Raw genomic sequence first — 14,270 nt, 5'->3', positions numbered from 1 at the left:
GCCTGATCAGGAGAAACGGGGCAGGTAGCCGAGATCGTCATCGGCTTCCGTGGCAGCAGGCGGTGCTGCGGTTTTCAGGTCGCCGAGATCGATGCCGACCGTTCGGGCCGCGATCAGGGATTTCTCGAGCTGGCAGCTGGGCTTGCCGTTCTCCAGGTCGACGATGAAGCGTTCCCCGGTGCCGCAGCGTTCCGCGAGCTGGTTTTGCGTCCACCCCTGCTTCTTCCTGTGCTCTCGGACAAGCGCGCCGAATTCTGCCGCTGAACGGATCATGATACGTCTCCTCATGGGGAGCTTACCGTACAGGAAGAATTGACAACAATCCATGAAAACTTACCGAAGAGGAAGGAATCGCATTCCATCCGGGAATCCTCCCGATCGGGAAGGCTAACATCCCGAACTTGATCACCATAGAACTTTTGGTAAGCTGACGATGGATGGAGGCGAGACAAGTTGCTCGCCTGGAGTTTTACACGAACTCGTCAGCGAAACGTCCAATAGGCGCTCGTACCGCTCAAAGACTGCGGAGTGACGTAGATTTACGTCGTCTTGTGCGAGGAACATCCTCCCAACTGAGGGGTGGCCGTATCCGGCCATTGCACGTCCGCTTCAGCAATGAAGCAAAGGACGTGGATTCATGCCATCAAACAAACTGAAGAATCTGAGAAAGCAGGCTGCGCAGCGCCAAGGCGGACGGTGCTTCTATTGTGAGCTGCCGATGTGGGACGACAGTCCGCGAGAGTTCATCGTGCACTATGGACTTTCGCTTGGTCTGGCAAAACGGTTTCGGTGTACCGCTGAGCATGTTGAGGCGAGATGCGATGGCGGCAAGGATGTCGCACCGAACATTGTGGCGGCCTGCCTTTTCTGCAATGCAACGCGGTACAAGGCGAAGCATCCTGTGGACGCCGTAACGCATGCGTCCATCGTGCGTTCCAGGCTGGCAAAGGGCAGGTGGCACCCGCCGCAGGTCAAGGCCGCTTTCAGCCAAAGAACAGTGCCACCGGTCTGAGCCGTAGAGGCTCCACGATCATCCCGATCGTGAGATCAAATCAGGGTCAGACAACGCTCGAAAAACGTCGACTTGCCAAAATGTATCGCGCAATGTATCGCTCGAAGTATCGTAATCGGGCTTTTCCGTCAGTATGTTGGCGGAAACCCCTGGATTTGCTGTAATTGGGGAAGAGTCCCACCCTCTCCGCCACATACCGTTTTTCCACGTAAAAGCCGCACCGGATACGTTGCATATTTGACGAGGCGGGGTATTGAGCGTCGGTATCTCTCTCGGCAATGACGCGCTTCGCGTCCAAAAGCCTGTTGTTCGACTCGACTTTAGCAGAACCCGCAAGCCGTCCGTTCACAAAGTGCGGCCGGACACCTTGAGGGTTGGGTAGACGCAAACATCCGCCGGCTGGGAACGTCGGCATCGATCTTATGTCCGAGCACTTCCAGGTCGCGCTAGGCGACGGCCCCAACAAGATCACGCAGTTGCCGAAGCGTTCATGGAGCCGGTCGGTCCGATGCCCCTAGTCGCCGTTTCACTTCCTCGCGGGCATGCTTGATGATTCCCTTCGTCAGGCTTTGCTGAAGCCGTTGTGACGAAACGATGGCAGACATCGTTACCTGCAGCCGCGGTTGCAGTCGAATGCTTTTCAAGTCGCTGTAGCGCCGGGACGAGGCGGTTAGTTCGTCCATGATTGTCACCCCGAGGCCCTCCTCCACGAAGTGACCAGCCACGTTCATGAACCGGACGTCGATACTTGGGGTGTAAGGCGCATCGCTTCGCCGGAAGGCTTCTTCAACGAGATTGCTGATGCGACTGCTTGTGCGTGCATTGATCAGCGGATAGCCGACCAGGTCGGTGGGCGTGACGAAGTCGAGGGCGTTGAGCGGACTGTGCGTGTGGCAGGCGCAAACCATGTCCAGCATGGCAAGCGGCAGATATTCCAGCGTGCGGCGTGGATGCGGCTCCATGGCAAAGCCGATGTCGGCGATGCCGGTTTCCACATATTCCAGCAGGTTGTCGAGCCGTTGTGTTTCCAGCGAAACCTCGACCCCGGCATGGTCTTGCAGGAAATGCGCGACCACCTGCGGCAGGAGGGATTCCGAAAGCTCCGACGTCGCGACAATGCGCATACGGCCCTTGCGGCCGTTTTTCAGGTGTACGGCAGTCTGGTTGACCTTCTCCTGCATCAGGAACAGAGGTTCGGCCTCCGAGAGCAGAATCTGTGCCTCCTGGGTCGGAATCAGGCGCTTGTTGACGCGCTCGAAGAGCAGGAAGCCGAGCGAGGCCTCTGTGTTCTTGATCGCGTTCGATACGGCAGGCTGCGACATGCCGAGATCTTGCGCCGCGGCAATTGTGGAGCGGGTACGTATCACAGCACGCAGGATTTCAAGCTGGCGAAGGTTCAAGGGGTGCCTCTGAAGACGAGTTGGTTTTGCGCTTGGACATCAGTCCAGTTCATATCTATCAGTTATGAACTACCTTTATCAAATAATTGATACGCATATTGCGGTCTTCAAAATTCCTTCTATCCTTGCTCATAAGAAAAGCAGATTTCGTGTGTGCATTAGATTTGTGCAGATGCGCAACATATCCCGAGAGCGGCAATAATGACCCTGTTGAACGGCGTGAAAATCCTCAGTTTCAACCATTTCCTGGCGGGACCGCTGGCCGCCCAGACGCTTGCCGATCTCGGTGCGGATGTCATTGCGGTTGAGCCTATCGAGGGTGCTTTCCAGCGGAACTGGGCGGTCGCCAACCGCTTCGTCGGCGGCGACAGTGTCAACCACCTCGCGACCGGCCGCAACAAACGCAGCATCGCTGTCAATCTGAAGCACCCGGACGGCGTCGCGGCCGTGAAGAAGCTGGTCGAGGGGGCAGATGTCGTGATGGAGAATTTCCGTCCCGGCACGATGGAAAAACTCGGCCTCGGTTACGAGGTCCTGAAGGCGATCAATCCCGGGCTGATCTATGCGGTGGCGACCGGTTTCGGAGGCGATGGCCCTTATCGCAACCGCCCCGGTCAGGACCTTCTCCTGCAGGCAATGTCCGGTCTTGCCGCGCGCACCGGGAGCGCCGACGGCGCACCGACCGCGGTCGGTGCGGTCATCATCGATCAGCATGCTGCATCCCTCTATGCCATGGCAGTGCTCGCAGCGCTTTTTGCCAAAGCGAACACCGGCGAAGGGCGGTTGGTCGAGGTCAATCTGTTTCAGGCAGCGATTGACCTGCAGGTCGAGCCGCTGACGGCCTGGCTGAACGGTGCGTCCTCGCCCACTCCCCGCGGCCCGGCCGGTATCGCCTCCTGGTTCAGCCCTGGCCCTTACGGCATCCATGCGACGATGGATGGTTATCTGGCGATTTCGATGGCCGCGCCGAAGGCGCTGGCGTCGGCACTTAATATCCCGGCCCTTAACGATTTCACCGAAGAGGATAGTTTCGCACGCCGCGAGGAAATCACCCGGCTGGTCGCGGAGCGGCTGGCGGAGAGGGCAACCGCCGACTGGCTCCCGCCTCTGGAGGCGGGCCAGATATGGCATGCGCCTGTCCAGGATTACGAGGACCTCCGGAACGATCCGCAACTCGCCCATATGGGTGCGTTTAAGACGGTCGAGGGTGCGTACGGTGAGCCGGTGACCATGGTCATGCACCCGGCGCGCTACGATGGAAAGGCGCCCGATGTGCGGCTTGTGCCGCAGCAACTCGGCGCGCAGACGCGCGACATTCTTGCAGAAGCCGGCTATGCGGACGGCGAGATCGCCGCCCTCGTCGCCAACGGCGCTTTCGGAGCACGCTGATGGCAGGCTCCCTCGACATCCGCATGAAGGTCATCAGCTTCTGTCACTACCTGCAAGGGCCGGCATGCAGCCAGTACCTTGCGGATATGGGGGCGGATGTCATCAAGATCGAACCACTCAGGGGAGCCTTCGAGCGCCATTGGTCCGGCGGCAATTCCTGGGTCACGGATGTCAGTGCCTTCTCGCTGGCCGTCAATCGTAACAAGCGCTCCATTTCCATCGACCTCAAATCAGAGGAGGGACTGACCCTTGTGCGTTCACTGATCGCCGAGGCCGATGTCGTGGTGGAGAATTACCGTCCCGGCGTGCTCGACCGGCTCGGGCTCGGCTACGAGGCCGTGTGCGCGATCAATCCGGCGATCATCTATGCCTCCGCCTCGGGCCTCGGCGCGACCGGCCCGGCCTCCGGCCGCCCCGGACAGGATTTGCTGATGCAGGCGCGCTCCGGCCTCATCGCCGCTACCGGCGGCGGTGAGGAGGGACCCGCCGTGGTCGGTGCCGCCATCGTTGATCAGCATGGTGGATCGCTGCTGGCGATGGGCATTCTCGCCGCTTATGTCCGCCGGCTGCAAACGGGTAAGGGGACGCGTGTGGAATCCAGTCTTTTCTCGGCGGCGATCGATCTCCAGGTGGAGGCCCTGACCAAATATTATGCGGCACCCGGCCGGGAAGCACTTCTCGAACGTGGACGCAATGTCGGTAGCTGGTATCACGACGCGCCCTACGGGCTCTATCGCTTGTCCGATACCCACATCGTGCTGTCGATGAACGATGCGGTGAAATTGGCGGAGGCGCTCGACAGTGAGGACCTGCGCGCGCTCAGCGCGGTCGACCGATATACCGAACGCGACCGGTACGCGACTGTCATGGCCGGCGTGTTGGTGAGCCGCAGCTTTGCAGAGCTGAGTGCCCGGTTTGATGCCCACGGCATCTGGTTCGAGCGGGTCCAGACCTATGAGGACCTGAGAGCTGATCCACAGGCCAACCATATGGGCGTGTTCAGCGAAATCGACGTCAACGGCAAGTCCGCAACGTTGATCAGCCATCCGCTGAGCTACGATGGCGAAGTGCCGGCGCTTGCGCGCATGCCACTTTATCCGGGCAGCGACAGCCGTGAGATCATGACGGAAATGGGTTTGTCCGCCGATAGGCAGGCGGACCTCGTCGAAAAGGGTGTGGTCGGGCTGCCGCAGGCAGGCCGGCGATGATCTGAGACAACGCCTTCGGGCCGATTGGAAGACAGAGATGATAGATTTTTCACTGCCGGATGACAGCCGGCTGCTGGTTGAGACTGTCCGCAAGTTCGTTGAAGCGGAGGTTCAACCGCTGGAGGAGGCGACGGAACGTGACGCCCGCATCCCGCCGGAAGAGCTGAAGCGCGTCAGGGCAAAGGCGCAGGAACTGGGCCTCTATGCCATGAACATGCCGGAATCAGTCGGCGGCGGCGGCCTTTCCTGCGTCGATCACTGCCTCGTCGAAGAGGAGTTCGGCAAGACCGCCGACGCGCTCATTCGCCGCGTTTTCGGACAGGTTTATCCCATGTTGCTCGCCTGCAAGGACGAGCAGAGGGAAAAGTATCTGCTGCCGACGGTGCGAGGCGAGAAGATTTGCGCCATGGCCATAACCGAGCCGGGCGCCGGTTCCGATGCTGCCTCGATCACCACGACGGCCGAACGCGACGGTGACGAATGGGTGCTGAAGGGCACCAAGCACTTCATCAGCGATGGCGATATCGCAGACTATGTTATCGTCATGGCCCTGACGGACAGAGAAAAACGCGCCCGCGGCGGCATCACGCTGTTCCTCGTCGACAAGGGCACGCCGGGCTTCAGCGTCGCCCGCACCCAGCCGATGATGGGCCATCGCGGTTACGGTCATGCGGAACTTGTCTTCGACAATTGCCGTATCCCGGCCTCCGCCGTGCTCGGCGAGATCGGTGCGGGTTTCAAGCTGATCATGCAGAGCGTGCTGGAAATCCGCCTTGCCCATATTGGCGCCCGCGCCGTCGGCATGGCCAGCCGCGCGTTGGAACTGATGCGGCGATACGCGGGTGAGCGCCGACAATTCGGCCAGGCCATCGGCGACTTCCAGATGGTGCAGAAACTCATTGCCGATAGCGCCATCGAGATCTTCGCTGTCAAGATGATGGTTCTCAATGCTGCCTGGGAGATCGACCAGGGTCTGGAGCCGCGCGACAAGGTCTCGATGATCAAGGTCGCTGCCTCCGAAATGCAGGGCCGCGTCGTCGACCGCGCGATCCAGGTGTTCGGCGGCATGGGCTTCACCAAGGAGATGCCGCTGGAGCGCATGTATCGCGATGCGCGTGTCACACGCATCTATGACGGCACCTCGGAAATCCACCGGATGCTGATTGCCCGCAGCACCATCAAGAACGGCCTCAATCTCTAAGGAAGACATTTCATGAGCACGCAAACTCCCCTTACGGTCGGCGCGACCTTCTCCTTCCGCAAGACGATGACGGTCGCCGAACAGGCGATGTTCACCGGCATCAGCGGCAATCTCGGCCCGCTTTACGTGGATGCCTACGCCGCCGCCAGGGCCGGTGCGTCCGGCATGGTTGCCTTCGAGTTGGCCGTCGGCGCGCTCACCACCACCTGCCTTGCGCGTCTAGGCGGGCCTGAGCGGCGCATCGCCGATCTTGCGCTCTCTTTTTCTGCCCCGGTCATGGTGGGCGAATCCGTTGAGGCCAGTGCCGAGGTGACCGCCCTTGAAGGCGAGGCGACCACCTGCCGTATCGCCTGCACCAATACCGGCACAGGTGAACAGGTCGCGACCGGCACGGCGCGCCTCGTGCCTTTCGTCAGCAAGGGGTGATGCGATGTACGATCCAAAATCCTTCGATGACCTCAGCGTGGGAGAGAAGGTCACCCTCTCCAAGACGATCACCGAGGCCGACGGCGCCCTCTATATCGCGGCAACGGGGGATTTCGGCCCCGTGCATGTGGACGAGGTCTATGCCGGTGCGACCCGTTTCGGCAAGCGGCTTGCGCCGGGCATCATGGTGGCGGGGCTTTGCACGAGTGTCCTCACCAGCGAGCTCGTTGGCACGATCGGCGTGTCCATCGAGGACCGCTTCTGGTTCACCGGACCGGTCTTCTATGGCGATACCATCACTTTCGATGTCTGGATCGCCGAGAAGCGCGAGGAAAACCGAACCATCATCTGGCAGGCGAGTGCGCGCAACACAGGCGGCCTTGAAGTGCTGAAGGCGGAAGCCACGCTCAAATTCCCGCGCAAGAAGCCGGCTGCGGCATGAGGGACGCTATGAAAAAGCTTGATCTCGGCGGCATTACCGTCGCCACCGTGCTTCCCTACAAGGAGGATTTCTCCATCGACTGGGATGACTATGCGAAGGTGCTCGACTATTGCGTCGGCCCGGACGGTATCACTGCGGCACTGGTCAACGGCCATGCGGGCGAAGGCGGGCTTCTCACCATCGAGGAGCGCTGCCAGGTCATCGAACGCACCCGTGCGCATATCGGAAACAAGTCGCTGCTCGCCGGCGTGATCGCGACTTCGACGACGGAGGCGATCTCGGAAGCGCGGCAGGCGCGGGAAGCCGGCGCCGACTGCGCCGTGCTGTTTCCACCGGGGCCACTCGGTGGCGGCGCATCGGCGTCCCCGCGCGCACCCGTGGCCTACGTGAAGGCAATCGTCGAAGCGATCGATATTCCGGTGTCGCTGTTCCAGTACCCCGTGACATCAGGCTTCGGTTACTCGACCGAGACGCTTTGCGAACTGGCCGCGATTGACGGCGTGATCGCAATCAAGGAAGGCAGCGACACCATGTTTGCCTATGACGAAAACTGGCGCGCCATCAAGAAATCGGCGCCCAGCGTCGCAATCCTGGCTTCGAACTACAATTGGATGCTGCCGCAGATGGCGGCCGGTGCTGATGGCATCCTGTCCGGTCTTGGCAGCCTTGCGCCGCATCTCTTTGCAGAACTGTGGGCCGCGACGGTGGCGGCCGACCTTAGGGCGATGCGAGCTGTTAACGACCGGCTCTATCCGATCGTCCGCGCGATCTACGGGCCGTCTCCGCTGATCGACATGCACACGCGCATAAAAACCGGCCTGAAGTCGCTGGGCGTGATCCGCAACGATGCACCCCGATCGCCGATGATGCCGACGCTGCCCGGGATCGCGGCCGATATCGCCCGGGCGATGGATGCGGCCCGGTGTGCCGGCGATGTCCGGGTCGATTGAGGAGGCGGAGATGGACGACGAACCTTTCATTCATATCGTGCGGGTTAACATCGATCCCGAGCATGAGGAAGCCTTCAACGCCTGGTATCTTGACCGGCATTTCCCCGACCTCCTTGCTTGTCCCGGCTGGCTTTCGGCCAGGCGCTTCATTTCCCTCGGCGAGGGCCCCAAATACGCGGCCATGTACGAGGTGGCTGGGCAATGGGCCTTTGAAACACCTGAATTCCAGAAGGTAAAAGGCTTCGGCCCGTTCGAACTTCACGTCCGCAATTTCACCCGCATCCAGCTCCGCTCGATTGGCTGAGATATGCGCCCATATTGCTGACGCGCTATGATACTGACGTCCGACGATTAGCCGGTCCGGCGGACGTCCAAATAAAAAAAGACCACGAGAAATCCGGTCAACAAAACTTCAGAGGTAAGAACATGTTTTCACGATTCCTGAAGGCGACCGCCGTAGCGGCGCTTCTCCTGTCACCTGCCGTCGCCAGCGCCCAATGTATGCCGGCCATCAGCGACGACAATCTCGTCGAGAAAGGCAAAGTGCTTCTCTCCATCAACCCGACCAACCCACCACAGCAATTCGTCGACAAGGACGGCAATCTGCGGGGGCTGAACGTCGAGCTGGCCGCCGAGCTTGGCAAGCGGATCTGCATGCCGATCGAGCTCGTGCGCATGGATTTTCCGGGAATGATCCCGGCCATGAATGCCGGCCGTATTGATGGGCTGAACACCGGCATGTTCTGGAACGAGGAGCGGTCCAAGCTCATGTACACTGTTCCCTACGGCCGCCAGTCCGTCTCCGTCGTCGTTGCACCCAATAGCGGCACGACCTATTCCAAGCCGGAAGAGTTGCTGGGTAAGGTATCGGCGGTTGAGGTCAGTTCCTACCAGATGAACTGGTTGAAGAAGTTCAGCGAGGAGCGGGTCGCCGCCGGCGGTAAGGCGGTGGACATCCGCACCTTCCCGACAGCCACCAATGTCGTCAGCGCCCTGCTGGCCGGACAGGTCGACAATGCCTTCCTCGTCGACAGCGTCGCCCGCGACCTTGTCGGCAAAGGCAAGGTCAAGGAGGCCCTGACTGGGCTCGGTGCAGCGCGCACCACGCTTGCCTTCCGTAACAAGGCGGTCGCCGATGCCATCGTCAAGGGGCTGAACGAGATGCGTGCTGATGGCACCTATCAGGCGCTCTTCGACAAGTTCGGCCTGACCGCGCTCCCGCCCGAGCAGCCGCTTGAGATCGCCGGCCCGGGTCCAGCCTGAACCTCGATGCATCCAGACAAGGAGCCAAGCCGTGAGCTACTTCGATCCCGCCGCGTTCGTGGACTACCTCTTCAACCGATTTCTGCTTGGCGGTGTTCTCGTCACGATCGGGCTGACCGTCGCTGGCGTGCTTGGCGGCCTTGTCCTCGGCATGGTCATCGCGCTGATGCGCATGTCCGCCAGCCGCTCTCTTTCCATTCCCGCGAAGATCTATATCTGGTTCTTTCGCGGAACTCCGCTGCTGATCCAGCTCGTCGTCATTTATACCGGCCTTCCGCAACTGGGCCTGAAGTTCGGCGTCATCGGTTCGGCGCTGATCGGGCTCATCCTGCATGAGGCGGCTTATCTCGCTGAGATCATCCGCAGCGGCTTCATGGCGGTGCCGCAGGGGCAGCGCGAGGCTGCCTGGGCGCTCAGTATTCCAAAGGCGACGATCTTCTGGCGTGTGACCCTGCCGCAGGCCTTTCGCCTGATGATCCCGCCTTTCGGAAACTCCGTGAACTCGCTGCTGAAGGCGACGTCGCTGACCTCGGTTATCTCCGTAGAAGAGATCATGCGGCGAAGCGACATGCTGATGCAGGAGCACTTCCAGATCCTGGAGGTTTTTGCCGCAGCGACCGTCTATTACCTCATTCTGGTGTCGGTCTGGGATCTCGTCCAGCAGCGATTGGAACGTCATTTCGGACGTTCTGTCGCCCGCGAGACGAAACCCGCCACCGTGCAGCATTGAACCTTCGAGCAGGATAAAAGATGAGCACCTCCGACACCAACATCCGCACCGAGCCCTCCGCCGTCCGCATCGAGGCCGTCTACAAACGGTTCGGCGATTTCACGGCGCTGACGGACATCGATCTCACCGTCGCGAAGGGCGAGAAGATCGTGATCTGCGGCCCTTCCGGTTCCGGCAAATCGACCTTGATCCGCTGCATCAACCACGTCGAAAAGCACGATGACGGGCGAATTGCCGTCAACGGCATCGAACTGAAACGCGATGCGAGGTCCGTCGACATGGTTCGGCGGGAAACCGGGATGGTTTTCCAGAGCTTCAACCTGTTTCCGCACATGACCGTGCTTGAGAATTGCCTCCTGGCCCCCATGTCGGCGCTTGGCCTGTCGCGCAGGGAGGCGACGGACAGTGCCATGCATTTTCTAGAAAAGGTCCGCATCCCCGAACAGGCCAGCAAGTTTCCTGCTCAGCTCTCCGGTGGCCAGCAGCAGCGTGTGGCTATTGCGCGGGCGCTCTGCATGAAACCGAAGGTCATGCTGTTCGATGAACCGACCTCGGCGCTCGATCCGGAAATGGTCAAGGAGGTTCTCGAGACGATGAAGGGACTGGCGACCGACGGCATGACGATGCTGTGCGTCACCCACGAAATGGGCTTTGCCCGTGAGGTGGCCGACCGCATCATCTTCATGGACAAGGGGCGAATCATCGAGCAGGGCGTGCCCGAAGCCTTCTTCTCCGCGCCGCAGACGGAGCGCGCCCGCTATTTCCTCGACCAGATCATTCACTGATCCATTCGTTTTCTAAATCCATTCCGAGAGGCATCCCATGAAGATCCTTGTCCCCGTCAAACGAGTTGTTGATTACAACGTCAAGATCCGCGTGAAAGCGGATGGTTCAGGCGTTGAGCTTGCCAATGTGAAGATGTCGATGAACCCGTTCGACGAGATCTCGGTGGAAGAGGCGCTTCGCCTGAAGGAGCAAGGCAAGGCTGAAGAGGTTGTGGTCGTGTCGATCGGCCCGGCCAAGGCGGAAGAAACGCTGCGCACGGCGCTCGCCATGGGCGCCGATCGCGCCATCCTGATCGAGACCGACGAAGCGGTCGAGCCGCTCGCCGTCGCCAAGCTTTTGAAGGGCGTGGCAGAGGCCGAGCAGCCAGGCCTCGTCATCGTCGGCAAGCAGGCAATCGACGACGATTCGAACCAGACCGGCCAGATGCTGGCGGCGCTGCTGGGCTGGGGCCAGGGCACCTTCGCCTCCAAGGTCGAGCCTTCCGACGGCAAGGTCGCGGTCACCCGCGAAGTCGATGGCGGTTTGCAGACCATCGAGCTGAAGCTTCCCGCCGTCGTCACCACCGATCTTCGTCTGAACGAGCCGCGTTATGCCTCGCTGCCGAACATCATGAAGGCGAAGAAGAAGCCGCTCGACAAGAAGTCGCCGGCCGATTTCGGCGTCGATGTTTCGCCGCGCCTGAAGGTGTTGAAGACCGAGGAGCCGGCAGGCCGCAAGGCTGGCATCAAGGTCGGCTCGGTGGCCGAGCTGGTCGAAAAGCTCAAAGCCGACGGCGTCCTCTAAGGTTTCGGAAAAGGGAGATATTCTCATGGCCATTCTTCTTCTGGCAGAACACGACAACGCAACCCTTTCCGACCTGACGGCAAAGACGCTGACGGCGGCAACGCAGATCGGCTCCGACGTGCATGTTCTTGTTGCCGGTTCCGGTGCAAAGGGCGCTGCCGATGCAGCCGCAAAACTCTCCGGCGTATCGAAAGTGCTGCTGGCCGATGACGCGTCCTATGCCAATGCGCTCGCCGAGCCGCTGGCGGCGCTGATCGTTTCGCTCGCACCCTCCTACGACGTCATCATCGCACCGGCGACCGCGTCGGCCAAGAACGTTGCCCCGCGTGTGGCGGCCCTTCTCGATGTGGCGCAGGTCTCGGAAATCATCGAGGTCGTCAGCCCTGATACCTTCAAGCGCCCGATCTATGCCGGCAACGCCATCCAGACGGTGCAGGCAACCGATGCGAAGAAGGTGATCACCGTGCGCCCCACCGCCTTTGCGGCAGCGGCCGAAGGCGGCTCGGCTCCGGTCGAAACGATCGGCGCTGCCGAGAACCCCGGCCTGTCCAGCTTCGTGTCCGACGCGCTCGCCTCTTCCGACCGTCCGGAACTGACATCGGCCAAGATCATCATCTCGGGCGGTCGCGCGCTTGGCTCCTCCGAAAAGTTCAAGGAAGTCATCCTTCCGGTCGCCGACAAGCTCGGTGCAGCCGTTGGCGCATCGCGCGCGGCGGTCGATGCGGGTTATGCTCCGAACGACTGGCAGGTTGGCCAGACCGGCAAGGTGGTTGCGCCGCAGCTTTACATCGCCGCCGGCATCTCCGGCGCCATCCAGCATCTGGCCGGCATGAAGGACTCAAAGGTCATCGTCGCCATCAACAAGGACGAGGAAGCGCCGATCTTCCAGGTCGCCGATTATGGCCTCGTCGCCGATCTGTTCGTGGCCTTGCCGGAACTCGAAAAGGCGCTGTGACGAGAGGTATGGCACCGTTGGCCGTGTTCTCCGAATGCGAAAGTATGGAATTGGATGTTGTGTTCATCAGCAAGTCGTCGCGAACTTTTCCCGTGATTTGCTGAACTTTCGATCTTAGATGAAAGCGCGAAAATTGGCGCGGACCACACTCCCGGCATAACTTCGCTCACTTGCTCTCTCCCGGCTTCCCGGTGCAGGCGCAGGTTCATATCCACCATTGCCTCTCGCGGCAGAGGCGCTATCATGGTTGTGCAGTGGATGGATAGCTTTGGGAGGAGCGATACATGAGACGTATGTGGCCAGACGAATTTGCCTTTCTGCTGGACGGTGCGGAAGAGGTTGATCTGCGTATTCCACCGGTGGCGCACGACGATAATTCGCCAGGAGAAGCAATCTCCAGAAAGGCCTTGAAAGCCCGTATCACCCAGCAGGATTTTGAGAAGATCTGGCATCTGGCTGAGGCCCGGTATCGGCTGAACGGCAGGTTTTCGGGCAAGGCGATCACGCTGATCGCCAACAATCCTCATTACCAGCAATGGCACCCCTCCGACGGCGGTAGCGTCGAGAGCATGTCCGATAGCGGTCAGAAATACACGACACGCTATGTGATTGTGCATTTTCTCTTGGATGATGTTCGCGAGCCTGTCGAAGCCTGAAGTCCGTAGAGGCGGCGCTCGACAGTGATTGATGGAGTGGCCTCGAAAGCCATGGGTCGTGGCAATGCGAAATTTGCGGTGCCGGGGTGAGTCGTGGCACTGCTTCGGAACCCTATGGCGACAATTCAGCAACTCCAAGGATGCTGGCAAACACAGGTGCGCCGGCGCGGTGTCTTCATTGGCTGCGTCGGCTGATATTGGCTATGCCAGCAGCCCGCGCATGATCAGTTCGAGATGGACCTTCAAAACGGCCTGTCGGTCCAGAATGCGCCGGTCGTCGAAAATCAGCCGGAACACCAATGTTCCGACCATTGGCGACATGACGACCTTGGCGAGTTCCGGGGGATTGGCCCTGAACCGCTTTTTTGCCACGCCATCCTCAAGGATCCCATTGATGCGCGCGAATATCGGTGCGATGAACACGTCATGGTGCTGGTCGATGAGATCGGGGAATTTTGCGCCTTCGGCCACGATGAGGCGGAACAGTTCCCGCATCCTTCTATTGTCGACAAGGGTGTCGAAAAGGAATTCGAGCAGCAGCCGAAGCTCTTCGGCGGGATCGTCGGAGTTGCGTTCATAGGCTTTGAACGCCGCCTGAAAAGGCGCGGAGGCGTGTCGGATCATCGCCTCGAAAAGTGCCTCCTTGGTCTCGAAATAGACGTAGACCGTGCCTTTCGTGACCCCCACCCGCTCGGCGATGTCCTCAACCCGCGTCGCGGTAAATCCCCTTTTGGTGAATTCCTCAAATGCGGCGTCGAGAATTTGCAACGGACGTTGTATCTTCTGCTCAGCACGTGTCAGTTTTGCTTTGGCCATAACCCCGGATCCCTACGTATTCTTTTAAGCGCGTGCCCTTTTGTCCGTCGCAATCGGCGGAAATGACAGGTGGTCTGCCTATAACACCGGCGCAAAAACCGGAATCGATTTTTGCAGCATCCGGTGCGTGGTTCAGTATGCCGAAACATCCCCGATGCGTCCGATGGGACGCATCGGGCAGACTTATGGAATGATCATTCGGGAACCCCGGCTTCGATATCGGAAAAGTTCCCAGACCGGTGACACAAGAATT

General features: G+C 60.2%; 16 protein-coding genes. 13 read left to right on the top strand and 3 right to left on the bottom strand.

Annotated features, from left to right (window positions below):
• Positions 1 to 6 precede the first annotated feature (6 nt).
• Positions 7 to 273 (bottom strand): helix-turn-helix domain-containing protein, encoded by a 267-nt coding sequence (locus JZY08_RS19475; RefSeq protein WP_216333237.1) that lies wholly within the window; start codon positions 271 to 273, stop codon positions 7 to 9.
• A 1,227-nt stretch (positions 274 to 1,500) separates the two neighbouring features.
• Positions 1,501 to 2,412: a LysR substrate-binding domain-containing protein gene (locus tag JZY08_RS19470; protein WP_216333236.1), complete on the bottom strand. Its 912-nt coding sequence runs from the start codon at positions 2,410 to 2,412 to the stop codon at positions 1,501 to 1,503.
• A 201-nt stretch (positions 2,413 to 2,613) separates the two neighbouring features.
• Between JZY08_RS19470 and JZY08_RS19465 the strand changes: the two genes are divergently transcribed.
• From JZY08_RS19465 to JZY08_RS19405, 13 genes are all read left to right on the top strand, one after another.
• Positions 2,614 to 3,801, top strand: coding sequence for a CaiB/BaiF CoA-transferase family protein (locus JZY08_RS19465; protein WP_082185304.1), 1,188 nt, complete (start codon positions 2,614 to 2,616; stop codon positions 3,799 to 3,801).
• A complete protein-coding gene (locus tag JZY08_RS19460; protein ID WP_216333235.1) occupies positions 3,801 to 5,009 on the top strand; it encodes a CaiB/BaiF CoA-transferase family protein in 1,209 nt (402 codons plus the stop codon). Before JZY08_RS19465 ends, JZY08_RS19460 begins: the two co-directional genes overlap by 1 nt.
• Positions 5,010 to 5,046: 37 nt before the next feature.
• Entirely contained in the window at positions 5,047 to 6,210 is a 1,164-nt protein-coding gene (locus JZY08_RS19455) for an acyl-CoA dehydrogenase family protein (RefSeq protein ID WP_082185306.1), read from the top strand.
• A 12-nt stretch (positions 6,211 to 6,222) separates the two neighbouring features.
• A complete protein-coding gene (locus tag JZY08_RS19450) occupies positions 6,223 to 6,636 on the top strand; it encodes a MaoC/PaaZ C-terminal domain-containing protein (protein WP_216333234.1) in 414 nt (137 codons plus the stop codon).
• A gap of 4 nt (positions 6,637 to 6,640) precedes the next feature.
• Entirely contained in the window at positions 6,641 to 7,078 is a 438-nt protein-coding gene (locus tag JZY08_RS19445) for a MaoC family dehydratase (RefSeq protein WP_216333233.1), read from the top strand.
• A gap of 8 nt (positions 7,079 to 7,086) precedes the next feature.
• Positions 7,087 to 8,028 carry a dihydrodipicolinate synthase family protein gene (locus JZY08_RS19440; RefSeq protein WP_253204152.1) on the top strand — a complete coding sequence of 314 codons (942 nt, stop codon included), beginning with the start codon at positions 7,087 to 7,089 and terminating at the stop codon, positions 8,026 to 8,028.
• Positions 8,029 to 8,038: 10 nt separating this feature from the next.
• Complete coding sequence (locus JZY08_RS19435) at positions 8,039 to 8,332, top strand: DUF4286 family protein (protein ID WP_253204151.1); 294 nt, start codon at positions 8,039 to 8,041, stop codon at positions 8,330 to 8,332.
• A gap of 122 nt (positions 8,333 to 8,454) precedes the next feature.
• Positions 8,455 to 9,291 carry an ABC transporter substrate-binding protein gene (locus JZY08_RS19430; RefSeq protein ID WP_216333229.1) on the top strand — a complete coding sequence of 279 codons (837 nt, stop codon included), beginning with the start codon at positions 8,455 to 8,457 and terminating at the stop codon, positions 9,289 to 9,291.
• A 31-nt stretch (positions 9,292 to 9,322) separates the two neighbouring features.
• Entirely contained in the window at positions 9,323 to 10,021 is a 699-nt protein-coding gene (locus JZY08_RS19425; RefSeq protein WP_003497781.1) for an amino acid ABC transporter permease, read from the top strand.
• Between the two features lie 20 nt (positions 10,022 to 10,041).
• On the top strand, positions 10,042 to 10,806 hold the full coding sequence (locus JZY08_RS19420; RefSeq protein ID WP_137039229.1) for an amino acid ABC transporter ATP-binding protein: 765 nt from the start codon (positions 10,042 to 10,044) through the stop codon (positions 10,804 to 10,806).
• Between the two features lie 37 nt (positions 10,807 to 10,843).
• Positions 10,844 to 11,590, top strand: a complete 747-nt coding sequence (locus tag JZY08_RS19415) for an electron transfer flavoprotein subunit beta/FixA family protein (RefSeq protein WP_216333227.1) — start codon at positions 10,844 to 10,846, stop codon at positions 11,588 to 11,590.
• A 25-nt stretch (positions 11,591 to 11,615) separates the two neighbouring features.
• A complete protein-coding gene (locus tag JZY08_RS19410; protein WP_216333225.1) occupies positions 11,616 to 12,545 on the top strand; it encodes an electron transfer flavoprotein subunit alpha/FixB family protein in 930 nt (309 codons plus the stop codon).
• A gap of 293 nt (positions 12,546 to 12,838) precedes the next feature.
• Positions 12,839 to 13,201: a hypothetical protein gene (locus tag JZY08_RS19405; protein ID WP_003497769.1), complete on the top strand. Its 363-nt coding sequence runs from the start codon at positions 12,839 to 12,841 to the stop codon at positions 13,199 to 13,201.
• A 201-nt stretch (positions 13,202 to 13,402) separates the two neighbouring features.
• Here the strand turns inward: JZY08_RS19405 and JZY08_RS19400 are convergent, their stop codons facing one another.
• Positions 13,403 to 14,017, bottom strand: a complete 615-nt coding sequence (locus JZY08_RS19400; protein ID WP_003497767.1) for a TetR/AcrR family transcriptional regulator — start codon at positions 14,015 to 14,017, stop codon at positions 13,403 to 13,405.
• Positions 14,018 to 14,270: the final 253 nt, after the last annotated feature.

It is taken from the genome of Rhizobium sp. X9, assembly GCF_018873185.1.
In the GTDB taxonomy this organism is placed as follows: domain Bacteria; phylum Pseudomonadota; class Alphaproteobacteria; order Rhizobiales; family Rhizobiaceae; genus Agrobacterium; species Agrobacterium oryzihabitans.
Note: the sequence above shows the minus strand (reverse complement) of the source record. Positions and strands in the feature narration are given on the sequence as shown.